The organism is Desulfobacterales bacterium (assembly GCA_034003325.1).
Classification (GTDB): domain Bacteria; phylum Desulfobacterota; class Desulfobacteria; order Desulfobacterales; family JAFDDL01; genus JAVEYW01.
This window is the reverse complement of the sequence record JAVEYW010000001.1, coordinates 340,730-365,337: the sequence shown is the minus strand read 5'-3', so window position 1 is coordinate 365,337 and position 24,608 is coordinate 340,730. Positions and strand designations below refer to the sequence as shown.

Here is a 24,608-nt window from a genome sequence, read left to right as displayed (position 1 = left end):
GGGGAAGAGTATGAAATATCCAGAAATAGGCGAAGAGATCACAACGGAGCGGGCCATCGAATTGTGCGAACACTTCGAGCTGGCCTATCTGGTGAAACGGATCCGGGAGAACGCGGGAAATTATAAAAGCTGGAAGTTCGACGGGTGCTCGATACTGCCCGATGAGCTGATGGGACTGTTAACCGGCTGCGACTGGCGGGATATCGCCTATAAATGCTGCCTGCCGCATGATCTGAAATATGCGTATGGAGATCCGGAAAACGGGACGGAGCGGAGCCTGGTGGATATTCAATTCCGGTCCGATTTGATGCTGAAGGCGGATATGCCGCACTGGTGCGCGTATGCGTTTCATTCAGCGGTGCAGGTGGGCGGCGCGGAGATCTTCGGGCTGTCGTTTTCATGGGGGTTTGCAAGAATAACAACAGAAAAGGGAGAATAGCCATGGCGCGTGTAAAACCGAACAATTTATACCCGATCAAGGATTTGCCGGCGGCCAATGCGGCCCTGGCGGAAATCGCGGTGCTAAAGCGGCAAATCGAGCAGATCGAGGGCGAACTCAACGAGCAGATCGACCGGCTGAAGGCGGACGCTGAAGCCAGGGCCGCTTCGCTCCAGACCTCGCTGTCGGCGATCGAGGGGGGTCTGCTCGCATTCGCGGAATACAACAAGACGGATCTTTTCGCGGACAAACGCTCCAAGGAGCTTGATTTCGGCATGCTTGGATACCGGAGATCAAAGGAGATCCGGCCGCGGCCGAAGCATACCTGGGCGATGATTTTAGGGCGCATCAAGGAACTTGGTTTTACCGGTGCCCTTCGGGTCGAAGAAAAGGTGAACAAGGATGAGCTGCACCAATGGCCGGATGAACGGCTGGAGCTGATCGGCGCCCAGCGGGTCGAGAAGGATTCTTTCTGGTACGAGATCGACCAGCAGAAGATTGCGGATATGGCGGCATAGATGAAAGGTGACGATATGAATGAGCATCTACGGGCATGCCCTTTTTGCGGTGGCAAGGATTTGTACGAAGACCGGGATGGAGATTACCACTTTATCGTATGTTCGTTTTGCTGGGCGGAAGGGCCGAGCTGCAAAGCCGTCGGCAATACAACGCTGGATTCGGCATCGATCGCCCAGATTGCATGGAACGGCGGCGTAAAATTCAAAAAAAATGAACGAGATGGGATATAAACGGGGAAGCAGATGGAAGCGTTGCTGTTACTTCCGGTCATAAATCCGGACGCAAACAAGCTGGAAGAAGCGTACGAGGTCGCGCGGGACCATTGGGCGGCGTATAAGGGCTCCCGGATCCGGGTGCCGGCGGCATTCCAGTACGACGGCGCCAGTATTCCGAGGCTGGTGTGGCCCGTCATCGGCTCTCCGTTTCAGCCGCGTTTCATGAACGCGGCGGTTTTCCATGACTGGATCTACCACACGCATCAAATCGAGCGGTGCGAGGCGGACAATCTGTTCCATGAATTGTTGCTCGAAAGCGGCGTGGCGGCGGAAACGGCCGCCACGATGCGCTATGCCGTCCGGAGCTTTGGCGGGTGGTATTGGGAGAATGATGAGGACGACTGCGCGTACATACGGCGGCTGACCGATAGAATTATCGCGGACGGGCGCACCCCGGCAATTTACGGGTTGTGCGCCTGATTTACAGGCGGAGGCGGTACGGATGAAACTGATTTGTCCCTCATGCGGAGCAATACACAGCGCGGAAGCGTGGCTGGCGGACGCGGATGCCAGGCAGGCCTTCCGGATCATGGGCGAGCTGCCGTGGGAGGTTTCCCGGCGGGCGCTGCAATATCTCGCGTTTTTCCGGCCGAACACGGGCCGCGGCCTTGCGTGGAGCAAAACCCTGCGGCTGCTCACGGAGATAAAGGGCCTGGTGAGCGACCCCCATATTCAGTGGGACAGGGGCGTTGCCAGGCCGAACAGCGGCCGGGCGTGGGGGCTTGCCATGGAGCGATTGATCGAGAACCCGCCCAAGCGCCTGCCGCTGACGAACCATAACTATCTCAGGGCGGTGGCCTATGAGATCGCCAACGAGATGGACCGGGCGAACGAGGTGGCGCGCAATCAGGCCGAGCGGACCGGGGCGGCGCGGCCTGCGCGGCCCGAATCGGATTTTTCATCGGTATCCGTCGAAGAAATGCGGGCGATCCGGGAGGAACGGTTGGGTAAGCGTGGGGCGCGATGACGATATCCGCAGAAGAAAGATTGCACGAAATGCTGACCGCCGCGGGGTTGCCGGTAAAATCGAGCTACCGGCGCGCCGAGGTGTGCGAGGTGCTGGGATGCTGCCGGCGAACCTTCTGGGAGCTGGTGGACCGGTACGAAAAGGACCCCGAGACAGGCGGCCCACGGCGGCCGGACAGCCTGGACTCCTATATGTTCCGCCGGGAGCGTCGCATCCCGTTTGACGAGCTGGTGGATTATCTTCGCAGAAATAACACCTATCATCGAAAAAACGCCATTGACACGGTGCAAATGAAGATGTTTGATTGACCGTCCCTCCCCTTTTCTTCTTTTCCCCCGAAAAACAAACAAGCTGTGCACGCTGATATAGCGCGGACGCGCGAAAAATCCCAACCCGGCCTATAGATAATTCGACTGTTCAACTTCCTCCTCACCGGGCACCCGGGCGGGCCTCTAAAGCACCCGTCCGGGTGAACCGGCAGAAAAAGGCGGCATACCGATGGCACGAAATTTGGGCGACATCAAACGGGTGATTCTTCACTGCTCGGATTCCGAATTCGGGGACGTGAAGCTGATCGACCAATGGCACAAGGCGCGCGGCTGGAAGGGGTGCGGGTATCATTATGTGATCACCAACGGCGTGATCGACCCCGGCAAACCCTACAACCCGGCGCTGGACGGGATCATTCAGCAGGGCCGGATGCTGACCGAAATCGGCGCGCACTGCAAAAACCATAACCATGACTCGGTCGGGGTGTGCCTGATCGGGCGGCACCATTTTTCCGGCAAGCAGTTATACGACGCGCTGCCGAGCCTGCTCCTGATTCTGGCCGACATCGGCATTACCTGGCGGGATGTGTACGGCCATTGCGAGTTTACGGCGCTTAAAACCTGCCCGAACATTGACCCCGCCTTGATTCGCAGGTGGGCGATGAAAGGAAGATGAAATGAAAAACCTCTTGAAGACCAAAACGTTTTGGACCGGCGTCAGCTCCCTGCTGGCGGCCGGGGCCGGCTATTACACGGGGACGATGGACACGGGCACGGCCATTCAGACGGCGCTGGCGGGTCTGGCGGTGATTTTTATTCGGGACGGCATGATCTCCACCAAAGCCGATGACGCAGGGCAACGCTGAGGCGCCGATGGATGAGTGCGATATCGGCCTGCGGGCGACCGAGGCGATGCAGCGGGCCGGCATCGCCCGCGCCCGGCGGCGGCTTTACGGTGGCGAGGGGTTGAGCGAATGCGAGGATTGCGGAGAAGAAATTCCGGAAAAACGGCGGGCGCTGGTGCCGGGATGCACCCGGTGCGTGGCATGTCAAACACGATTTGAGAAGGGGCTCGGATGACGCGGGATTTGGCTTTTTGGGCGCTCATATTCAACGTGGCGAATAGCGCGCTGACCTTTATCGTCGGGGCGTTCGTCTGGCTGATGAAGCGGGCGCAGATCAGCATCGACCGGTTCCGGGCGGTGGAACACGGGATCGGGTTGCGGCTGGATGATCATGACCAGCGGTTGATAAAAGTGGAGGCGGCGTGCGGGTATGCGCCGACCCATACGGATCTCGGGAAGATGTACGCGCGAATGAACGATATTTCCGGGCAGGTGAAGCAGTTGACCGGCGGGGTGGATGCGCTCAAGGCGAGTGTGGAATTGATTCACGAGCACCTGTTGAACGGCGGGAGGTAGGGAAAATGCCTGTAAACTATGAAGACATCGTCAGAGAGCATTTACGCATCACCCTGCTGCGGCTGCTGAACGAGCAGCCGGATTGTACGCTGAATGAATCGCTGTTGACCGATCTTTCCGGCTCCTACGGGTTTTCCGCGAGCCGGGACCGCGTGCGGACCGAGCTTGCCTGGTTGCGTGAGCAGGGCCTGGTCACCGTGGACGATATGTGCGGCCTCATGGTGGCGACGCTCACGAGCCGGGGCGAGGATGTGGTGTGTGCGCGCGTGGTGGTCCCCGGCGTGAAGCGGCCGAGGCCGAACCATGGCTAAAAAAAAGCGCATCGGGCGCGGGCAGCTCTCCACCGTGGATCGGATTCCGGAGGATATCCGGGTCGAGATCAACGCGGAGTTAAGATCCCGCAGAAAAACCCAGCAGGAGATCTTGCAGGCGGTGAATCCGCTGCTAGAGGAGCGCGGGGAACGGCCGCTGACCCGGTCCGCGCTGAACCGGTACGCCATGTGGGCGGAAGAGAAAAACACGATGATGCGGCAGGCCAGAGAGGCCGCGAACACCCTGGTGGGCGGACTCGGCGAACAGACCGGGACGGATCTTGGCCGGGCCGTGACGGAGCTGGTAAAGACCCTCACATTTGACTTGATCCTGCGGGCGCAGGACGGGGATTCCGAAGAGCCGATCGATGTGGACACGCTGAACAAGGTGGCGCTGATCGCGCAGCGCATCGAGCTTGCGAGCAAAACGAGCCTGGACCGGGAAACCGCGATCCGGGACGAGGCGCAAAAACAGGAGCGGGAGCGGCTCAAAGCCAAAACCATGGGCGCGATGGCCGAAGCCTCGCAGCAGACCGGCGGCAAGATGTCTTCCGAGATGTTCAAGAAAATCATCATGGAAACCTACGGCGCATGAGCGAGATCTTCTACCCATACCAGCAACGCTGGGTAACCACCGATTCGCGGTTCAAGGTGGGGATGTTCGCTCGGCAAACCGGCAAAACCTTCACCACCACGTTTGAGGTGGCCAAGGACTGCCAGGTCGCGGACATCGAAGGCCGGCGGGCAAGATGGGTGATTTTATCCCGCGGGGAAAGACAAGCCCGCGAAGCCATGGAGGAAGGCGTTAAACGGCATTGCCAGGCCATGGGCGCGGTCATCAAAGCCGTTGAAACGGAGTACCGGGGGGATGCCACTTACAAGGCCCTTGAAGTCGTTTGGCCCAATGGGTCCAAGATTACGGCCCTTCCGGCGAACCCGGACACGGCGCGGGGGTTTTCGGCGAACGTCTTTCTGGATGAGTTCGCCTTCCATCAGGATTCAAGAAAAATCTGGACCGCCCTTTTCCCGGTTATATCCGCCGGGTGGAAGCTTCGGGTGGTTTCGACGCCGAACGGCAAGGACAACAAGTTTTACGATCTCATGACCGGCGATGATCCGGTCTGGTACCGGCAAACGACCGACATCTATCAGGCCGTTAATGATGGGCTTCCGAGAAACATCGAGGAGTTGAAGCGCGCGCTCGATGACGAGGACGCCTGGGCGCAGGAATTTGAACTGAAGTGGCTCGATGAGGCGTCCGCCTGGCTGTCCTTCGAACTCATCAACGCCGTTGAGCACGAAAAGGCAGGCGACCCTTCGCAGTACGCCGGCGGCCCCTGCTTCGTTGGGGTGGATATCGGCGCCAGAAAGGACCTCTTTGTCATCTATGTGCTGGAAGCCGTCGGGGACGTGATGTGGACCCGCGAAATCATCGCGAAGAAACGCATCAGCTTTGCCGAACAGGATGCGCTGCTGGATGAGGTGATGGCCCGGTACAGGGTTGCCCGATGCTGCATGGACCAGACCGGCATGGGGGAAAAGCCCGTGGAGGACGCCCAGCGCAGACACGGAACCTATCGCGTCGAGGGCGTGCTCTTTAACCTTGCCAGCAAGCTGATGCTGGCGACGGTCGGCAAGGAAGCCTTCGAGGATCGAAAGATCCGGATCCCGATGGGGGATGCCCATCTGCGGGCGGATTTGCACAAACTGAAAAAAGTGCCCACGGCCACCGGCGCCCCGAGGTTTATGGCCGATTCCGACAGCGCGGGGCATGCGGATAGGACGTGGGCGTGTTTTCTGGCGCTTCATGCGGCAGGCAATCCCGCCGGCCCGATCGAATTTGAGTCCACGGGGCGAAGGACATACACGAAACTGACGCACTTCATGGGAGCGCGAAATGGCTGACGAGAACCGCAAAAAACCGGTCACCGATGAAATCGCGACCGCCCAGAAAGACATCGATATCTTCTCCGGATGGCTCAACCGCCTTGAAAACCCGGACCCGGTGCTCTTAACGGAATCCAACGGCCGGGGCTTGAAGCTCTATGACGAGGTGGCCCGGGACGCCCATGCCGGAAGCGTGCTGCAAACCCGGTATCTGGCGGTGGCCGGGCGCGAGTGGGAGATCGTTCCGGCGGATGAGAGCAGCCGGGCGCAAGAGATCGCGGATAAAGTGCATGAGGCGGTTGAGGGCCTGAATTTCACGCGCAGCGTGGCCGAACTCCTTCAGGCCGTGCTCTACGGGTTTTATGTGGTGGAAGTGATGTGGCATGAAGCGGGCGGCCTCTGGGTCCCCGCCGCCCTGGTCGGCAAGCACCCGCGACGGTTCAGCTTCACGATGGACCGGGAGTTGCGGCTCCTGACGCCCGCCAACATGCTCGATGGCGAGGCGCTGCCGGATCGCAAATTCGTGGTGTTCAGTTGGGGCAGCTCGGACAACCCTTACGGCAGCGGCATGGGCCAAAAACTCTGGTGGCCGGTCTGGTTTAAGAAAAACGGCATCAAATTCTGGCTGGTGTTTCTGGAAAAATTCGGCATGCCGACCGCGCTCGGCAAATACCCGCCCGGCACGGCGCCGGACCAACAACAGGCGCTGCTGGATGCGCTCGATGCCGTTCATGCGGATACGGGCATCAAGATCCCGAACAGCATGGAGATAGAACTTTTGGAGGCGGCCAGGACCGGGAGCGTCTCCTACGAATCGATGTGCGATTACATGGACCGGCAGATTTCAAAGGCCGTGCTGGGGCAAACGCTCACCACCGAGGTCAAGGGCGAGGGCTCGCTGGCCGCCGGCAAGGTTCACAACGAGGTCCGCGGGGACATTATCAAGGCCGATGCGGATCTATTGTGCGAGACGCTGAATTCAACGCTTATCCGCTGGATCGTGGACTATAATTTTCCGGGGGTGACCGATTACCCGGCGCTGTGGATCCGCACCGAGGCCGAGCAGGATTTAAAGGCCCTGGCCGAGCGGGACAAGATTTTACTGGTCGATATGGGGATGGCCGGGAGAGTGCCTGAGAGCTACGTCAGCGATACCTACGGTATTCCCCTGGCCGATGCAGGCCAACCGACGATTAAGGCCAAAAGCGAGCCGGAAAAGGCCGATGCCGACGCCAAGAATGCGGGGAAAGCGCCGGCCTTTTCGGCTGGAAGCCGGTTCACCCCGGATCAGCAGGCGATCGAGGACGGCGTAGACAGCATCCTGCCGGTGGCCTCGGCCCAGCGGGACCGGATAACGGCCGACATTCTGGCGGCGGTCGAGCAGGCGCAGTCCTGGGAGGATCTGACGATGTTACTGGCCGAGATGCTCGATGATGAGCCGGCCGCGGAAGAACTGGCGCAAACCCTTTCCCGGGCGATGGTGGCGGCCCATATGTGGGGGCGGTATGCCAAGCGTTAATCCGTTCGCCATGCCCATGCGGGAGGCGCTGGCCTTCTGGGCCGACAAGGTGCCGATGGCGCGCGCCGATTTTGACGAGATGGCCGAACAGATGCACGCCAGGGGGTTTTACGTCACCGGTCTCAACCGGATCGACCAGATCGAGGCGGTGCATACGGCGATCTACCATGCCCTTTCGGACGGGGAGACCTTCGAGGACTGGAAGCTGCGGATCAAGGACATCATCGACCAGCAGGGATGGAGCGGCGTGCGGCTGGACATGATTTTTCGCACCAATGTGCAAAGCGCCTACATGGCGGGCCGGTATGCCCAGATGACCCGCCCGGAGATTTTGAAGGCGCGGCCCTATTGGCGCTACAGCGCGATCAACGACGGCCGCACCCGGCCGACGCATCGGGCGATGAATGGCCGGATTTTTCCGGCGGATCATCCGATCTGGGACACTTGGTTTCCGCCGAACGGATACCGGTGCCGGTGCGGCGTGGACAGCGTCTCCGGCCGGGAGGTCGATCGGGACGGATTGACGGTCGAAACGGAAGATCCGACCGGAAAGCTTTTTGAGCCGACCGACTGGCGGACAGGGCAAAAGCTCCCCGCGCGGTTGCTGATGCCGGATACCGGCTTCATGCACAACGTCGGCAAGGAGTGGACGGCCGGGTTTGCGCCCGAGGCCCTCTCCGAAAAACTCACGGATCTGAAATTGCCGAGGGGCTTCCCCGGTGCGATCTGCCGGGAAACCGGAGGGCCGGTATTCACCGAGAACCGTTGCCTGCCGAAACTTTCGGAGATGGACATCCGGCACGTTCTGCCCGTCACGGCGGCGGATGTGATGGAAAAAGGCCTTGCGCCGGAAACTTACGTGAAGGCCTTTCTGGATGAATTCGGCATCAAGGACATCGACGGGCAAAGCATGCACCCGCTGCCCTGCGGGCTCAGCGTGCCGGTCGATAAGGGATTTTTCATCGACAAGGCCACCGGCGGCTGGAAAGCCACATGGACCGACAAGGGGCCGTACATGCGCCTCCTGGCGCGAACGATCAAGGCCCCATATGAGATCTGGCAGCGGCCCGTGACGGTCCAGGGCGATACCCGCATGGCGCTCAGGCTGATCCGGATGTTTCGGACCGGCAAGGCCATCGTCGGTTATGTTTCGTGGAGCCTGATCGGCGGCAGATGGTGGAGCGCCACGGCGTTTATGCCGAAATCGGGCCGCAGCGAAAAAGCGATGTACCGGTATCTGGAAGCGCAGCGAGGCGGGGTGCTGCTGTACCGGGAGGAGGAGCTCAAGTAGGGCCGGACTCTTGAGCGGACCCGTCAGGATCCGGACCCCGCCCCGGCGGGACACCCTGACGACGCCACAATCACTAAAGTAATTTTAAGCCGGCCCAGGGGGGAAAGTCAATGGCAGGGGTAACGATTTCCATAAGCGCGAGCGATGACGGGGTGCTGAAGCTGCTGAAGGCAGCCGCCGACCGGCTGGCCGACACGCGGCCGCTGATGAGCGTTATCGCCGAGACCCTGAAGGCCTCGGTCGAGAAGAATTTCGCCGCGGGCGGCAGGCCGGACAGGTGGCCGGTTTCGAAACGGGCCGGGCGGGACGGCGGTCAGACCCTAAGCCTCACGGGGAGATTGCGCAGAAGCATCACGGCCGAATCGGGAGCCGACTGGGCGGCGGTGGGGACCAATGTGAAATACGCGGCCATTCATCAGCTCGGGGGCAAAACCGAACCGCGCGTGATCCGGCCCAGGGTCAAAAAGGCATTAAAAACGCCCTTCGGGATCTTCAAAAGCGTCCGGCATCCGGGCAGCGTCATGCCCGAAAGACCTTTTTTGATGGTTCAGAACGAGGATTGGGACGAAATCAGGGCGACGATATTCGACTTTTTGGGCCTGTAGCGGCGCGAGGGGCTAAATTTGAAGCGTTCGCCGTATGAGGTATGGAGTAAGGCGAGCAATTTGACCATCGCCTGAAATTCGGGCTTACAGCGCGTTTAAAGGAGGCGGGCATGTGGATTGAGATTTTTAAGGGCGGCAAGCAGACCGACAGCACGGGCCGCGATCACGACGGCGATCAACTGATCGATGCGGCCGTGGCCTCGTTCGATGAAAAAAATTTGCCGCCGCTGGTGCTGGGACACCCCCGCGACAACAGCCCGGCCTATGGCTGGGTCAACGGGGTCAAGGCGACGGTCGAGGGCGGTGTCAAGCGCCTGCTGGCCGACATCGCCCCGGTGGAAGCGCTCCGGGAGTGGGTGAACGGGAAGCTATACGCCAACCGAAGCGCGGCGTTTTATCCGGATGGGCGCTTGCGCCACGTCGGGTTCCTGGGCGGAAGGCCGCCGGCGGTCAAGGGCCTCGCTCCCCTGCCGGCTTTCGGGGATGGCGTCGAAACCATGATTTTGTTTGAAAACAGCAAAAAAGCAGAAAAGGAGACTGGCATGAAATTTAGTGAATTTTTAAATGCGATCAACGTGTTCAAAAAGCTCGGCGGTAAGGACGAAGATATCGATCTGATCGCGCCGGCGGCAAAGCCTGCCGACCCCGCCCCCGGACTGTTTACCGAGGCCGATATCACGGCGGCCAAAAAGCAGGCGGCCGAAGATGAGGCAAAACGAGTCCGCGCCGAGTTCGCGGAGGCGGAGGCGACCCGGAAGCGGGCCGAGCGGGAAGAAAAAATCCGTCAATTTTGCGAGGCGGGCGTCAAGGCGGGCAAGCTCGCCCCGGCCTGGGTGTCGGCAGGCCTCGCCATGTTCATGGCCCAACTGCCCGACGAGGACCCCCTGCAATTTTGCGATGGGGGCGAGAAAAAGACCCCGGATGCCTGGTTCCGCGCATTCATCGACGGGCTACCGAAACTGGTGGATTTTTCCGAAATCGCCACCCGGGACAAAGACGCGGGCGCCGGCGCCGCATCGCAAACGCTGGCGGCCCTGACGGCCCAAAAGCTGAAAGACAAGCCGGATCTTGGCTACGCGGCCGCATTCTCGGAGGCGCAGCGCGAGCGGCCCGACCTGGCGGCGGAATACAGCCGCGAGCTGGCCGTATAAACGAACAGGACCCGAAAACAACAAAAAAGGAGCTATTCAGATGGCAACCGAAAACAGAGTGTTAGACGTAAGTTTCGAAGCGGCCGAGGATCTTTCAAGCGATCAGTATCGCATCGTGGTGCTGGACACCGGCAAAGTCCGCCGGCCGAACGCCACTACCGACATACCGCTTGGCGTGCTGCAAAACGCGCCCGTATCCGGAGCGGCGGCAAGTGTCCGGCTGATCGGTATCAGCAAGATTCAGCTTGGCGAGACGGTGGCGGAAAACGAGTGGGTGAAACTCGAATACATCGATGCCGCGGACGCCGGCAAGGGCCTGGACGCGGATGTCGCGCTCGATCTGGCGATCGGCAGATGCCTTTCGGGCGGCGGCGAGGACGAACTGGGAGAGGTGCTTCTCTCCGGCGCGGTGCATCAGGTGAATGCCGCATCGTAACCCATAACCAAAAATACGTCAGGAGGTCAGTAACATGCCCCAACCCAATACGAGAGAATTGATTGTAGCCGGGCCGCTGGCAAACGTCAGCGTGGCCTATCGCAACCAGAGTTATGTCGCGGACCGGGTGTTCCCGATCATCGACAAGGTGTCCCCGAAAGCAAAAATCGCGCGCTATCTGAAGGGCGCCTGGTTCCGGGACGAGGCCGGTATAAGGGCGCCGGGAACGCGCGCGAATCGCGGCGGGTACCCGGTGGACTATATCGATATCGCCACCAAGGAATACGCCTTCGCCCATGAGGTGACCGACGAGGATCGGCGGGCGGCCAAGGTGGCCGGCGCGCCCCCGCTGAACCCGGATCAGGACGCCATCGAGTTCGCGGCCGACAAAATCGATCTGAAAAAAGAGCGGCGGGTCGCGGATCTGGTGCTTTCAACGACGTGGAGCGCCACCTCGGGCGGCGAGGATGCCGCCGGCCTCTGGGCACCGAACGACGCCACCAACACCTTTTTGGCCGACGTGAACGCCCGCATCGAAAGCATCCGGGCGGCAACGGGCATGAAGCCCAACACGCTGCTGATGGATCACGGCACCTACATGAAGGTCAAAGAATTGGACGATCTGCTGGCCCGTATTCAGTACACCCAACGGGGCATTTTGTCCGCCGATATGATCGCGGCCATCCTCGATCTCGATGAGGTGCTGATCGGAGAGGCCATTTATTCTTCGGCCAAGGAGACCAAGGCCGGCACCGATTTTACCGCCGTCAACGTCTGGGAGAAAAACGCCGGCAAGGGCAGCGCGTTTCTGTTCTATCGACCCACCCGGCCCGGTCTCAAAACCCCGTCCGCAGGGTACCAGGCGCGGGCGGCGTATGAAGACGGATCCCCGCGGCGCACCGTGAGGTGGCGGGAGGCCGCGGAGCATCAGGACGTTTATGAGGTGGCCGAGGATACGCATATCGTCGCCACCGGGGCGGATCTTGGCTTTTTGTGGGTGGATACCATTTTGACCTAACCCGCTGGGGCGGACCTGCGTGTCCGCCCAATGGAGGAGTGACCCATGCCGTACTGCACGATCGCCGATATCACCTGGCGCGTTCCGGAAAATGTGCTGATCCAGTTGACCGACACCGAAAACGGCGTCGAGCCGAACGAAGCGGTCGTGGCCGCGGCCATCGCCGACGCGGATGAGGAGATCGACGCGTACCTGTCGATGCATTACCGGCTCCCGTTTGCGACCGTGCCGGCCATGGTGCTGCGCTTATCTGCGGATCTGGCCGTGTGCAGACTGTACGCAAGGTGCAACCACATCGATCTGCCGTCTCAGTGGGACGCGCGCTGCAAGGCCGCCCGGAGAATGCTGGAAAAAATGGCCGAAGGCAAGCTCCGGCTGGATGTGCCCGAGCCGGCCGATGTGGACGCCGGCGTGGAAGTGACCTCCGGCCGGATGGATAAAATATTCACCCTGGGCCGCCCTTCGGACGGATCCCAGGGCAGCCTGGACAACTACTAAGGGGGCGCCATGCACGAATTTGCCGTTATTGAAGATGCCGCCCTGGCGGCGCTGGCGCCGCTTCGGGCCGAGGGTGTTAAATCGCTCGATCTATACGTCGGGCAGATGGAGGCGGAGGATATCGGCCAGGTGACGATGCTGTTTCCGGCCGTGTACGTGGTTGCCGAAACGCTCTCGATGCCCGAAAACGAGCAGGTGACGCGGCCCACCGTGACCCTGACCCTGCTCATCGGGGACCAGAACCTGCGCAGCGGACGGGCGGCGGTCCGCGGAGACGGCACCTCTCCCGGCGTCTACTATCTGCTGGAGCGTTGCCGGAAACTGCTGCACGGCAAACCCATCGTGCCGGGCTGGCGCACCTGGCGCGTGACGCAGGAAACCCCGCTGGTATACGCGCCCAAAAAAGGCGTCTGTATCTTCGGCGCCATTTATCAATCGCGAATCTGAAGGAGATCATCATGCTATCGCCAAACACCGAGAACTATCTATACGGCCGCGGGCACCTGCTGTTTCAGCCGTCCGGCGTTACCGGCCTGATCCATCTGGGCAACGTGCCGGATTTCGGCGTCACCGTCGGGCTCGAAAAGGACGCGCACTATTCGTCCATGGAGGGCACCCGCGCCAAGGATCACGAGATCATCAAGGAGAAATCCGCCAAAAGCACCATCAGCCTGGAGGAATTTTCGGCTGAAAATCTCAATATGGCCTGGATGGGAAACGGCGTGGTCAACACCACCCAGGCGGCCGCGGCGCTGGACGGCCAATCGGTCACAACGGTTGCCGATAAATTTGTAGAGCTTGGCAAATACGGCGTGTACTGCACCCGCATGTCCCACGGCGCCGTCACCGGCGGGCCGTTCGTGGCGGGGGAAACCATCACCGGCGGCACCTCGGCCAAAACGGCCAAGGTGGCCTGGGCCGGCGCCGGGTTCCTGGAGCTGATCGATGTTTCCGGCGCGTTTACCATCGGAGAAACCATCACGGGCGGCACTTCCGCCGCGACCGCCGTGGTAACGGCCTCCGAGCAGGTCGAGGATGTGGTGGTGACGGATCATGCCACGGTTCCGACCAAGCGCTATGCGCTGGGGACGGATTATAGTTTTGTTAAAGCGGGCGGCCTCATTCGAGAGCTGACCGGCGGCACGATCGCCGCCCATACGGCCTTTGTGTCCGCCGATATTCCGGCCAAAAGCCTGGCGACGGTCAACGCGCTCAAGAGCACGGTGGTGAACGGGCGGTTGCTCTTTATCGGCAATCCCGATGACGGGCCGAAGATGCGGGTCGAGGGCTGGAACGTCAATCTGACCATTACCGGCGAGGCCAAACTCATCAGCGAGGGCATTTCGTCCATCCCGATGGAGGCGGAGTATCTCAACGACACGGCCAATCATCCGGACAACCCGTTTTTCAAGGTGACCACGATCGCGTAACCGGCTCGTAACCAATAGGGGCGTATGGCAATACGCCCTTCGCATAAAACACAGGAGATTTTGAATGGCCAGAAAAATTAAAGTGATCAAGATCGACGATCTTGAAATCACGATCCGGGAGCTTCGGATCAAGGATATCATCGAGCTGGTGGAGGCGGCGGACCGGAAAAAAGACGCCGGCCCGATGGAAACACTCAAGGAATACCTGCCCCGGTTGACGGACCTCGACCCGGAGAAAGCCATCGGCATGGCCCCTTCGGAGCTAAAGGAGGTGATCGAGGCGGCCCGGGAGGTCAACTCGGATTTTTTCGATGCCGCCAGGGCAATGGGCGCGGGAAAGATCCTGGCGGAGCTTCGGGCCTCTCTGGAGAGGGACTTTTCCGCCATTGTTGCCGACTCATTGAGGCAGGCCACGGGGACGTGATGAACTACGGGTTCGGTGATTTTTTGATTGCTATGGAGTCCCTGGCGGAAAATCGGGAACGCGAGGTGAAGGACGCGGCGTTTGCGGCCCGTATGGGCTATCACGCGGACGGCAACACGTTTTCAGGATTCATGCGGAAGTGAGCCCAACGCGCAGAGAAACAGGATCAACCCGGCCAACGTCAACAGGGCCGCAAGAGCGGAAATAATATGCCATACGCCGATAAACAGGAGGGCAAAAAACAGCACATTGCCCGCCATCGGCCACACCGCCGCCGCCGGGAAGCTAAAGATCCTGGCGGCGATCACAATACCAATGACGGTAATCAACATGTCCATAAGGCACCTGTGAATGCATGAATAAAACGCTGAATCTCATCATAGCCCTGAAGCAGACGGGGGGTCAAGTGCTCGGGCAGGCGGTGACGGGCCTTGGCCGGCTGAATGCGGCCAGCCGGGCCTATCACACAACGCTGGCGGGCATGAACGGCGCCGCCAATCAGTTCACGGGCATGCTGACCAAAATGGCCGCGGTTCTGGGCGGCGCGGATCTATTCCGGCGGGCGGCCGGCGGCGCAACGGCCTTTAACGACACCGTGGAAAAATCCCGCATCGGGATCGCCGCCCTGGTGCGGACCTTTAACGATTTCACCGATTCCCAGGGCCGGGCGCTCTCCGCTCAGGACACCTACACAGCCTCTCTTGAGATCGCGGAACGGATTCAAAAACGCCTTCAGATCGAGGGCCTGAAGACCACGGCCACTTATGGGGAGTTGCTGCGCGCCCTGCAGGAAGGCATCGGCCCCGCGTTTAAGGCGGGATTCAACCCCGATCAGGTGGTTAAATTCACTTCTCAGATGACGCAGGCTGCCGCGGCGCTCTCAGTGCCTATGGACCAGTTGGGACAAGAAATCAGGACGGTTCTCAGCGGCATCGTCGATAAGAATGCCCGCGTCGGGACGGCATTGGGCCTTTCCGCTGATAAAATCAAAGAACTATCAAAAACCGGCGGGCTTTTTGAATATCTCAGCGAAAAATTAAAAGAGTTCGAACGCGCGGGCGAAGATACGGCCAAAACTTATTCCGGGGCAATCAGCAACCTCGCGGACGCCATTCAAATGGCGCTCGGCAAGGGGTTTGAAAACAGTTTTAAGCAAACCACGCAGTTTCTGCTGAACCTGCGGGACGCTATTGTCACCGTGGATGAAGCCACCGGGACATTTAAATTCAACGATCGCATGACGGCCGCCTTTGACCAGGTGGATCAGGCGATCGGCCGGGTGCTGGCGGATATGGGCCAAAATTTACAGGCCCGGATTGGAGATCTGGCAGGGGCTTTTGCCAATGTGGCGGAAGCCGTGATCCGCGTGGTGGGCCTGTTCACCCGGATGCTGGGCGTTGTTGGCCCTTTTTTGCCACTTATTGCCCAGACGGTCACCTATATCGTGATGCTGAAAGTGGCGCTTTATGCGGTGCTGGGGCTGCCGTTGTCCCTGTTTCGCCAGGTAACGGCGCTGGGAGCGGGCTTCAAGGAATTAGGACTTGCGCGCATCATCACGGGGTTTTCAGGTCTTCGGGCAGCCATTGCGGCGGCCGCGGCATCCACCGGCCTCATGAGCGTGGCGTTTAATGCGTTTATCGCAGCCGCCGCCGCGCAGGGCGCTTATAACATTGTCAGACTGGTAAAGGTGCTCTGGGAATGGCGGGATGCCGCCAATGGCGCCCGGGCCGCGCAGGACCGGCTAACCGAAAGCACCGCCCGGATGATGGATAAGTACAAGGCCTATGCGGATTACAAGCCGCCCTCTGCAAGCAGTCTGGCCGGAAAATCTAAAGACGAGTTGACCGCGTTGCAAGGCGAGCTCTCAAAAACACGGGCCTACCTGATCGCGCTGCAAACCGATCTATGGCAAAAATCAGAGGCCACGACATGGCTGCGGCGTCCCACGGATGAAGCGAAAGCGGCCAAGGTCGCGTTGTTGGAAGTCGAACGAAAACTGAAGGATGTCGATGCCGCGAGAAAGCAACTTGCAGCCGCCTTATCCGGGAAGGCCGCATCCTCCGGCACCGTGGTGAACCCGAAACCGCCCCCGGCGGAGCTGACCGATGCGCAAAAAGAGATCGTTGCGGAGCAAAAGCGCCTGGAAAAAGAGCTTGCCGCCGAGTTGATTCAGATATCCGGGGACAAATGGACTGTCTTGTCGAACCAGGCAAAGGCGCACTATGACGAACAGGTCGCCATGGCCCACGGCAACGTCGATCTTCTGGCCAAGGCCGAGAAGGTATACGCGGCCAGGGTCAAGGAGATCAACGCCGACCGGGAAAAAGAAGCGCTTTCAGGCGTGGTGGCGTCCAAATCGGCGCGGTTGTCCGCCGCCACCCAAACCGCGCTGGCCATGCTGGAGGAGGTGTACCGGAAGGGGGATGTCAGCCTTGCCGACTACTTCCAGCGCCGCCGGGAGATGATTGACGCACAAGTCCGGGCTGAAATCGATGGGCTAAAGGCCCTGGCGGCAGCCGAAACGGACCCGATCAAGAAACAAGAGATCAATGACCGGATTTTTGAAAAAGAGCAGGATCATCGCAGAGCGCTGATCGATCTCGCAAGACAGCAGGCCGACGCGGAACAGCAGATCGCGGAAAACCGCAAGGCCGCGGAAGCGATTCTGGCGGGCCTTAAAAACCGCGCCACCAGTGGGACCGGGACCAATTTGGATGGCCAGTTTCTCTCCGAAACGGGGGAGCTGGACGCGCGGCACGCCGAGGAAATTCAGCGCCTTCGCGACCTGAACGCGGAAAAAGCAAAAATTGATGAGGCGTACCGGCTGCAAAAGCTTGAGCGGGATAAGTTGCTGTTTGATCAGGAGCAACGGTTAAATGCGTATCGGTTGCAGGCGACGTCGGAGCTTGCCGGCGGGTTAAGCGATCTGTTCCAAGCGCTGTACGAGGCCGGCGGAGAAAAAAACAAGGAGTTTTTCGCCGTCGCCAAGGCGGCCGCAGTGGCCGAAGCCATCATCAATACGTACCAGGCCTATACCAAGGCGTTGGCGCAAGGCGGCGTCTGGGGCACGGTTCAGGCCGCGGCGGCGCTGGCCTCGGGCATGGCGATGGTGGCCAAGATCCGATCGCAAAGCCTGGCCACGGGCGGCCCCGTGCTGGGAAAAAGCCCGCACGACCGGGCCGACAACATTCCGATATGGGCCACGGCCGGAGAGTTCATGCAGCCGGTCAGCACGGTGCGATACTACGGCACGGCGGTCATGGAGGCGATGCGGAAAAAGCTGATCCCGAGGGATTTTTTCGCCGGGTTCTCTCTTCCGGCGGCAAGACCCGCGGCATCCTTCGCCCTGGCGGCCGGCGGCAGCGTGCCCTCATCCGCTGGGGCCTTTTCCGTGTCCGTGCCGGTGACTATTTCCGGCGGCGCGGAGGCTGCCCGGCTGGCAAAGGTACTGCCGGGTGAGATCGAGGCGACGGTGATCCGGGTCATGAAACGGGAGATGCGATAGATGGCGAATATGAGCCTCGGGGCCTACACCTTTGTGCTGAATCCTGCGAGCATGGATATTCCGGAATCCAAAAAGCTGTTTGCCGAGGTAAAGACCTACTCGGGCTCCGCCATCTTCCAGTGGCCCGCGCTGATTCAGGGTCAGACGGTGGAGCTTTTCTGGTCGCACATGGGCGTGGCTCAGTATGAGGCCTTGCGGGCGCTGTACCTTTCCGATGCGGTGGTGACCTGGAATCCGCAATATCTTGGCACCTATCAGGTGGTGGTGAGCCACCTTGAGGGCAAATACCTGGATGCGGTGTATAACGCGCACCCGTACCGGTATGACGTCAAAATGAAACTTAATATCAGAAGCTTTACGGCAACATGAGGTAATTCAATGGCATTAACATCCTATGCCCTTTCAGAAAATGCGCTATCCCGGCCGGTAGCGCAGGCGCTACTCCGCCACGCCTTTGACAAGGTTCCTTATGCGCCGCCGACCACCCTGTGGTGCGGTCTGCATCCCGTTACGGCGTTTGCGCAGACCGCCCTGTCCGCCGGGGCACCTTTTTTCGAGCCCGAGCCAAGGACCGATAACGGGTATCATCGGGTCGCGGTGGACTGGGAGCGGGTGGATACCCGGACTGTCACCAATGCAAGCGATGTCGTTTTTCCGGTCCCCATTGTGGATTTGGGAGCCATCGCCGGGTTTGCGTTATATGATGCGCCGGTGGGGGGCAATTATATCGCGCGGGCGATTTTTAACTACATGTTGGTCCCCATTCCGGCATACGCCGGGAAGAAGATTTATTTTCCCGCCGGGACGTTGGATTTCACCTGGGATGCGCTCAATCATTATGACAACGGGGCAAACTGGTGTGGGTTCAGCGATTATCTGGCGGATAAATTGAACGGGCTGCTCTTCCTTCATGAGCCGTTTCCCTGCCCGGATGTGTATCTGGGGGTTGCGAAAGCGGAGGTCACCCGGTCCGATACGGTTGCGACCATCACGGAATGCGATGCCGCCGATTATTTTCGGTTCCACATTTCGCCGTCCTCAGAAAGCGGGGACAACCCCCAGTGGTATTTTGATGAGATGCGATATGCGATGCTGGATGTCGAAGAGGACACGGAATACTCTCCGGGTGAGGTTGAATACGATCCAGTCGTCATGGACGGGTTTCTCTTTGAAACCTGGGGGTGGCTGCGTGGGTTTTATGTGGATGCAGAAACGCCCGGAACCGGGAATATTTTGGCCCATCATGGCCGGTTCGTAAGAATTGGCCCGGATGCAGCTATGACGACGGCAAGGAAATTCTATTCGATGAACAACAAAGCGATCCATGTAACCCCGTCGATTGCTTCTGTGGAGATAAGATGATCACACTGGACCCGGCATTATTATCTGCGCAGAACAGTATGGAACGCCTACCCATCGTCAAAATGCGCTCATCGACCTATTTGCCTGAGCTGCCATTTGACGGAAGTGTTTTTAACCCGAATTTCGCGGAAAACGAAGTGGCGCCGAACATGATCCGGCTCTCGGACGATTCACTGACGATCCTTTATAGCGAGCCGCGGTATGGCCGGGTATATTTCATGCGGTCCGATGCGGACAAATTGCAGTTTACGCAGCCGGTGGTGATTTATGACAGCGTTACGAGCGGGTTTGTCCCTTGCATGGTCGAGTTGCCAAACGGCAATATCGGCGTGATCCTGGTGGACGAACCAAATGGCCTGATCTTGCGGATGGTCATTACATCCGCTGGCGCGATTGTGACGGCGGCATCTACTATTCAGTATTGGAGCACCAGCTATACCGTCTCGGGCGGCACGGTCGTTAAGCTGGCCAACGGCACCTATATGGCTGCCATTGGCATTTTAAACGAGAGTACCGGCGTTTGGAGCATCGGCAGTTATGCATCCGCTGATTTTCTGACCTGGGGGGCCATCTCCTATTTCTCGCTGCCCGGGCTGGCGGATGATCGTGAAAAACTGAACCCGTGCCTGTATCAGGCCTCCACCGGCATGCTGGCGCTGGCCATAGAATACGCGAGTTTCGAAAATGAGAACGGCCAGATCATTACCAACATCGTCACCTTTTTGTCGAACGATAACGGCGTCACCTGGGCAGCCGGGGATCAGGTCACGGATTACACCAACCTGGCGCAGGATGCGAAATACCCCAGTATCGCCGAGAAGAGCGATGGGGACATCATATTGTCCTACACCGAGGAGGAGACGGTACGGTTTATCGATTCGGATTCGGTCGGGTATCTGGCTGCCAGCGGCGGCGACATCGTTAATGACGATTTATACCCCACCGCCATGCATTATGATCCGGCAACCGGGTTGCTGCATGTCCTAAATTCGTTCAATAGCACAGGGACCAAAGCCCTGATTGGTCTATTGGCCATTGATGTCGCCACCTGGACGATTCAAAAAGCGGTTACGAACCACACCGTGCCGGCATTCAGCGATATTTATACCGCCAACCATATCTGGTGGGATAAATGGCGTAGTGACGGGCAGTATCTTTGCTTCGGGACCAGCGGCGGATTTCATTTCGCTGTTTACAATGCCGAGGCCGATACCATTGTGCAATATAGCTTGAATGAAAGTATCACCTACGGCCTTGACCCGAACATGAATGCGCAAATGTCGGTGGGGTGTTGGTCTGTGCAATATAGCTGCCCAGTAATTGCAGCGCAAGTGGTGGCGAGCGACCACCGGTTGTACCTGCTATTTGCCTATAGCTCAGCCTATTGTGAGACGATCATCGTCGGCTTTATTGATCTGGCTGAGAATGTCGATCCTATAACGAATATCGCCAGCCTCAATGAGGTGTGGAAAGCCGCTTATCAGGAGGTAAGGTTGGTTATACCGCAGGGAACCGGCCGCGATAAGAATTTCTTGGTCTCTCCGGATGACGATCTCCTGTTCGTGGCGGCGCATAATTCCCTTGCGGTAGGCAACGAACAATACCATGGCGGGCTATGGGTAATCCAGCTATCTACCGGTCAACTGATCTTCTCCATGAATTATATTACAAACTCTTCTTTCCATAAATGCGGGATCATAGGGCTATGTTATGCCAACGGGCATCTGTACGGATCGTTCGATTATTGTGAGAATTATGGTCAGGAAGACCGCCGCGGCTTAATGGATATCAATATCGCAGCCCAGAGCGTTTCTTATCACCGGCCCACTTATGCATCCCTTGACAGTTACGACTTGCAAGGAAAAACAGTAGGCTCGGACGGGAAAATATTGATCGCCACTACGACAGCATTCGGCGTTGTCGCGTTTAATCCGCAAACCTACGAATGGACATATTTCAACGAGGATACAGTCCCTGGGATAGCGAACGGCGGATTACTCGGTTTTCACAGTGTCGCTTACAACCCAACCGACCAGACTATATTCGCAGGCGCATATTGGAAGACCAGTTATCAGACCAAGTCCTACGTGGCCGCCTTTAACGAGACCGGAGCTTTTCACCAGAGTAAACATTACACCGGCGCGCTGGTGGAAGGGAATACGTATTCGTTTTCAGCAGAACCGGCCGCGCTGACGCTGAATTCGTATGATTACGATGCATCCGTGGTTTATGATGAAACAGACAGCCTATGGGCGGTATGGACAAACCGAATGATAACCAAACGATCCGTTATGTGGGACTCAGAGACGCAATCGCCCGATCTGACATCACGGCTGGTGTCCGGAACCCCCATCGACATTACCTGGGACATCACGGGCCCGAACAGGTTAACATTCTCCCTGGCAGACGGCCATCTCTTCGACCCACAAAATGCATTATCCACGCTGTCCAATGTCGTCAAAAAAGGCCGGATAATCGATATCAGTTTTGGTGAAACCATCGGTGGCGTGCCTTACTGGCAATCTCAAGGGCTGTTTATCGTTACCGAAAACCGGGTTTCTTATGTGAAAGGGTCGGCGCCCGTTATTTCCGTGACCGCGGAAGACCAGCGCACAGTGTGGGAGCACATGAATATCGTGGCGACAGAAGATTATTCTTCGGCGATGCCGGATAATATTCTGATTGATTTACTTCAGGATCATTGCGGGCTGACGGCCTCCGGCTACGATGTCCCGGCGTTTGCCAATGAGCACGAATGCTTCATTCAATGGGTGGATCAAAGCTTTGCGGACATCGTGAAAAGTTTGTGCGACCATTTCGGGTATTTTGCCTGCGTGGATACCAGCAACAAGGTCACCTTTCGGCGGATTGATTTATCTCGCGCAGAAACCGATAATATCTACCCGCAGGCCGTGATCATCGAGTTTTCGCCGGAGGATAATTATTCGAATTTCGTCAATCAGGTGGTCGTGAATGGCGAGAGCCATGACAATATAGAGGTCCTCTATGAGGCCGAAGCAATCAAAACCCTCAACGGGACTCTTGGCTGGTGGGGTGGCGAGAACAAGGTCAAGGTTTGGTACTCCGAGGACAAATCAAGGACGTGCCTGAATCCGCGGCTGGAAGTCCATCAGAGCGTAAAGGATTACGGGCCGTTCATGGGCTTGTTCTCAGGATATGGCAGCGAGGGCATCGTGGGCGAGGACGATCTGCACCAATGGTGCGAGGTTAAGACCGAGATGCCGAGCCTGATCGGTTATGTGATCGGTGAGATTGCATTGCTGGTAGGGACAGCCACCATGGCTATGACATGTGATGGTAGCCGAAATTGCGGGATTTACATCGCCATGACATCAACGGCGTGTTCCGCGCTATTTGAAACGCTGTCTTCCGTGGCGATGTATCATTACACCGTCTGGGCATCCCCTGTTGGTTATGAGAAGCAGCAAATATCGGGCAAGGCTGATGATGTCGAAAAGCAACAAGAGATGAACGGGCAGATAGTAACCGAAAGTATCGATGATCCGTTTTGCTACGAGGTAGGGCATTGCTTAATGGTGGCCGCCTTTGAGCTTGGCATTGCCCGGGCGCAACGAAACACGGTCAAGGTTGTAAAAACGGCCCATTTACAGGATGAAATCGGAGATATAGTCAGTCTATCCCATCCGTACACAGGCCAGCCGATCCGCGGGTTTGCTACCGGGTTGACGCGATCCTATTTGAAACCGGATTCAAATGACGGTGGTGACGGCGGGTTCACGGACACCGTCACGATGTGGAGGCTGTAATGCGTCAATACGGCAGAAAATTTGTTGACCGGTATGTCGCTAAAAAAATAGCGGGCGCGACTGAAACCAGGGACGCCGTGCTGGTGGATATCGATACGGTATCAAAGGTGGCCAGGGTTAAAATAAACGGGTCAAGCAAGCTCGTGACTGCCCATTACCCGCGCAACTGGTTTACGCTCCCGTATTATATGAAGGTCGGAAACGCCGTTCGGATCACGCATCGGGGCGGTGTCAGGGGCTACGTCGAAATCTCCGGCGAAGGCCGCGCCATTCCGTTTGCCGTATCGGTCACCGATTTGGTCAACCCGACATTGTCTGACGGCATCATCAGCGGGCTGGAAGTCACCATCGATTCGACCGGCACGCGCTTTATCGTTTCTCCAGGCACCTATCGCATCAACGGGGAATTATACGCTTACGCCGGCACGGAGGTGATGGCGACAGTGGACCCGATGATGATGGAAGACCCATCCTCTCACACCATGGGGGATTTTGCCGTTATGGGGGAAACATCCGAATGGGCTGGGGACGACCTGCAAATCATTCCGCCAGGTGGGTTCCCCGGCATGGGGTGGCACATTTTATTCGGATATATCGTTTTATCGATAGGAGTCGACGGGCCGGTGTTAACCGTTGGTGAATCCACTCCAGACTACACCATTCATGCGGCGCCGGTTATGCCGGATATTCCTTCGGATCATATCCAGCTGGCCTATCTGCTGGAATATACGCGGTATGGCACTGACTACGGGCCGTTATATGAGACCTCCGATTTGAATGTGCCCTGGATCGATCCATACCCATCCTATTTTAAGGTCACAAATTATCAAAACATATCAAAATGGCCATGCGATTCGATAGGCTATGAACCGCGAGGTGATGAAGACGGCGACGGGGTTGGCGCGTATATTAATACCAACCCATATAATGTAAAGATATGCGACCCCTATTGCCATTGGGAAAAGCATTTCCCGTGCCCCGCACCGAAATACAGACTTACGGTGAAGGTCATGAACCAATATGATTGGCCTGAATGGGGACCAGATGGCGAACCGTGGCAGGTCAATGGGCAGATGATATATGGGTCCGGGAATTCTACGTTTGGCGCCGTGCATGTCATCGACCAAAACAGGGGGTTAGTTAGTCCGTCTCGTATTTTGACAACTGAGCTATCGTCGGAGGCACAGACTGAATTTTCATTCGAATATCTGCGGGATACGGCAACGGCGGGCATAGCCTCCGGGTATGACGTGGAAGAGGCGGACCCGGTGTTCCAATTGTCATTGAACAATAAGGGCTACGAGTACGTTGTGACCAATATCCACATCAATATCCCTTACAAAGAAAGGCAGGACAACACTGGGATTTTTATAAGTGGTTGCTTCATTCAGGGGCAGGTATATGAAAAGCCGGTATTTATTAATTTCGGTGGGAGCGAGGCTCCGACCCAGCTGAAGGTGGAAGATCTATGACGATTTTTAGGCGGCATAACA

At 58.2% G+C, this 24,608-nt stretch carries 30 protein-coding genes; 29 read left to right on the top strand and 1 reads right to left on the bottom strand.

Features of this window, described 5'->3' with window-relative positions; all coding sequences use genetic code 11:
- The first annotated feature begins 10 nt into the window (after nt 1-10).
- From RBT11_01740 to RBT11_01625, 24 genes are all read left to right on the top strand, one after another.
- The gene (locus RBT11_01740; protein MDX9785469.1) at nt 11-439 is read left to right on the top strand and encodes a hypothetical protein; all 429 of its coding nucleotides are present in this window, start codon (nt 11-13) and stop codon (nt 437-439) included.
- A gap of 2 nt (nt 440-441) precedes the next feature.
- The gene (locus RBT11_01735) at nt 442-957 is read left to right on the top strand and encodes a host-nuclease inhibitor Gam family protein (protein ID MDX9785468.1); all 516 of its coding nucleotides are present in this window, start codon (nt 442-444) and stop codon (nt 955-957) included.
- Nucleotides 958-972: 15 nt separating this feature from the next.
- Complete coding sequence (locus tag RBT11_01730) at nt 973-1,188, top strand: hypothetical protein (protein MDX9785467.1); 216 nt, start codon at nt 973-975, stop codon at nt 1,186-1,188.
- A 12-nt stretch (nt 1,189-1,200) separates the two neighbouring features.
- On the top strand, nt 1,201-1,653 hold the full coding sequence (locus RBT11_01725; protein MDX9785466.1) for a DUF1353 domain-containing protein: 453 nt from the start codon (nt 1,201-1,203) through the stop codon (nt 1,651-1,653).
- A gap of 22 nt (nt 1,654-1,675) precedes the next feature.
- On the top strand, nt 1,676-2,200 hold the full coding sequence (locus RBT11_01720) for a hypothetical protein (GenBank protein MDX9785465.1): 525 nt from the start codon (nt 1,676-1,678) through the stop codon (nt 2,198-2,200).
- The gene (locus tag RBT11_01715; protein MDX9785464.1) at nt 2,197-2,508 is read left to right on the top strand and encodes a DNA-binding protein; all 312 of its coding nucleotides are present in this window, start codon (nt 2,197-2,199) and stop codon (nt 2,506-2,508) included. Before RBT11_01720 ends, RBT11_01715 begins: the two co-directional genes overlap by 4 nt.
- A 190-nt stretch (nt 2,509-2,698) precedes the next feature.
- A complete protein-coding gene (locus RBT11_01710) occupies nt 2,699-3,145 on the top strand; it encodes an N-acetylmuramoyl-L-alanine amidase (protein MDX9785463.1) in 447 nt (148 codons plus the stop codon).
- 1 nt (nt 3,146) lies between these two features.
- Nucleotides 3,147-3,335 (top strand): hypothetical protein, encoded by a 189-nt coding sequence (locus tag RBT11_01705; protein ID MDX9785462.1) that lies wholly within the window; start codon nt 3,147-3,149, stop codon nt 3,333-3,335.
- A complete protein-coding gene (locus tag RBT11_01700) occupies nt 3,316-3,549 on the top strand; it encodes a TraR/DksA family transcriptional regulator (protein MDX9785461.1) in 234 nt (77 codons plus the stop codon). The genes RBT11_01705 and RBT11_01700 overlap by 20 nt, the downstream gene beginning before the upstream one ends.
- Complete coding sequence (locus RBT11_01695) at nt 3,546-3,890, top strand: DUF2730 family protein (protein ID MDX9785460.1); 345 nt, start codon at nt 3,546-3,548, stop codon at nt 3,888-3,890. Before RBT11_01700 ends, RBT11_01695 begins: the two co-directional genes overlap by 4 nt.
- 5 nt (nt 3,891-3,895) lie before the next feature.
- Nucleotides 3,896-4,201, top strand: a complete 306-nt coding sequence (locus RBT11_01690) for an ArsR family transcriptional regulator (GenBank protein ID MDX9785459.1) — start codon at nt 3,896-3,898, stop codon at nt 4,199-4,201.
- A complete protein-coding gene (locus RBT11_01685) occupies nt 4,194-4,796 on the top strand; it encodes a DUF3486 family protein (protein MDX9785458.1) in 603 nt (200 codons plus the stop codon). Before RBT11_01690 ends, RBT11_01685 begins: the two co-directional genes overlap by 8 nt.
- Entirely contained in the window at nt 4,793-6,106 is a 1,314-nt protein-coding gene (locus RBT11_01680; protein ID MDX9785457.1) for a terminase family protein, read from the top strand. Before RBT11_01685 ends, RBT11_01680 begins: the two co-directional genes overlap by 4 nt.
- The gene (locus RBT11_01675; GenBank protein ID MDX9785456.1) at nt 6,099-7,607 is read left to right on the top strand and encodes a DUF935 family protein; all 1,509 of its coding nucleotides are present in this window, start codon (nt 6,099-6,101) and stop codon (nt 7,605-7,607) included. Before RBT11_01680 ends, RBT11_01675 begins: the two co-directional genes overlap by 8 nt.
- Nucleotides 7,594-8,898 (top strand): phage minor head protein, encoded by a 1,305-nt coding sequence (locus RBT11_01670; GenBank protein MDX9785455.1) that lies wholly within the window; start codon nt 7,594-7,596, stop codon nt 8,896-8,898. The genes RBT11_01675 and RBT11_01670 overlap by 14 nt, the downstream gene beginning before the upstream one ends.
- Before the next feature lie 110 nt (nt 8,899-9,008).
- Complete coding sequence (locus RBT11_01665; GenBank protein ID MDX9785454.1) at nt 9,009-9,503, top strand: phage virion morphogenesis protein; 495 nt, start codon at nt 9,009-9,011, stop codon at nt 9,501-9,503.
- A 110-nt stretch (nt 9,504-9,613) separates the two neighbouring features.
- Nucleotides 9,614-10,654 carry a hypothetical protein gene (locus RBT11_01660; protein ID MDX9785453.1) on the top strand — a complete coding sequence of 347 codons (1,041 nt, stop codon included), beginning with the start codon at nt 9,614-9,616 and terminating at the stop codon, nt 10,652-10,654.
- Between the two features lie 40 nt (nt 10,655-10,694).
- Complete coding sequence (locus RBT11_01655; GenBank protein ID MDX9785452.1) at nt 10,695-11,090, top strand: hypothetical protein; 396 nt, start codon at nt 10,695-10,697, stop codon at nt 11,088-11,090.
- 34 nt (nt 11,091-11,124) lie between these two features.
- Entirely contained in the window at nt 11,125-12,108 is a 984-nt protein-coding gene (locus tag RBT11_01650) for a hypothetical protein (GenBank protein ID MDX9785451.1), read from the top strand.
- A gap of 45 nt (nt 12,109-12,153) precedes the next feature.
- Nucleotides 12,154-12,606, top strand: coding sequence for a DUF1320 domain-containing protein (locus tag RBT11_01645; GenBank protein ID MDX9785450.1), 453 nt, complete (start codon nt 12,154-12,156; stop codon nt 12,604-12,606).
- A gap of 9 nt (nt 12,607-12,615) precedes the next feature.
- Nucleotides 12,616-13,053, top strand: a complete 438-nt coding sequence (locus tag RBT11_01640; GenBank protein ID MDX9785449.1) for a DUF1834 family protein — start codon at nt 12,616-12,618, stop codon at nt 13,051-13,053.
- An 11-nt stretch (nt 13,054-13,064) separates the two neighbouring features.
- Complete coding sequence (locus RBT11_01635; GenBank protein ID MDX9785448.1) at nt 13,065-14,036, top strand: hypothetical protein; 972 nt, start codon at nt 13,065-13,067, stop codon at nt 14,034-14,036.
- A 64-nt stretch (nt 14,037-14,100) separates the two neighbouring features.
- Nucleotides 14,101-14,460, top strand: coding sequence for a hypothetical protein (locus tag RBT11_01630; protein MDX9785447.1), 360 nt, complete (start codon nt 14,101-14,103; stop codon nt 14,458-14,460).
- A complete protein-coding gene (locus tag RBT11_01625; GenBank protein ID MDX9785446.1) occupies nt 14,460-14,603 on the top strand; it encodes a hypothetical protein in 144 nt (47 codons plus the stop codon). The genes RBT11_01630 and RBT11_01625 overlap by 1 nt, the downstream gene beginning before the upstream one ends.
- Here the strand turns inward: RBT11_01625 and RBT11_01620 are convergent.
- Nucleotides 14,583-14,798 (bottom strand): hypothetical protein, encoded by a 216-nt coding sequence (locus RBT11_01620; GenBank protein ID MDX9785445.1) that lies wholly within the window; start codon nt 14,796-14,798, stop codon nt 14,583-14,585. The two genes, RBT11_01625 and RBT11_01620, sit on opposite strands and share 21 nt — an antisense overlap.
- Nucleotides 14,799-14,815: 17 nt before the next feature.
- On the opposite strand from RBT11_01620, the gene RBT11_01615 reads away from it, so the two are divergent.
- The 5 genes from RBT11_01615 to RBT11_01595 are packed head-to-tail and all read left to right on the top strand — an operon-like array spanning nt 14,816 to nt 24,587.
- Nucleotides 14,816-17,965 (top strand): hypothetical protein, encoded by a 3,150-nt coding sequence (locus RBT11_01615; protein ID MDX9785444.1) that lies wholly within the window; start codon nt 14,816-14,818, stop codon nt 17,963-17,965.
- Nucleotides 17,966-18,334, top strand: a complete 369-nt coding sequence (locus tag RBT11_01610) for a hypothetical protein (GenBank protein MDX9785443.1) — start codon at nt 17,966-17,968, stop codon at nt 18,332-18,334.
- A 9-nt stretch (nt 18,335-18,343) separates the two neighbouring features.
- Entirely contained in the window at nt 18,344-19,327 is a 984-nt protein-coding gene (locus tag RBT11_01605; GenBank protein ID MDX9785442.1) for a hypothetical protein, read from the top strand.
- Nucleotides 19,324-23,115: a hypothetical protein gene (locus RBT11_01600; GenBank protein MDX9785441.1), complete on the top strand. Its 3,792-nt coding sequence runs from the start codon at nt 19,324-19,326 to the stop codon at nt 23,113-23,115. Before RBT11_01605 ends, RBT11_01600 begins: the two co-directional genes overlap by 4 nt.
- Entirely contained in the window at nt 23,115-24,587 is a 1,473-nt protein-coding gene (locus RBT11_01595) for a hypothetical protein (GenBank protein ID MDX9785440.1), read from the top strand. The genes RBT11_01600 and RBT11_01595 overlap by 1 nt, the downstream gene beginning before the upstream one ends.
- The last annotated feature ends 21 nt before the right edge of the window (nt 24,588-24,608 follow it).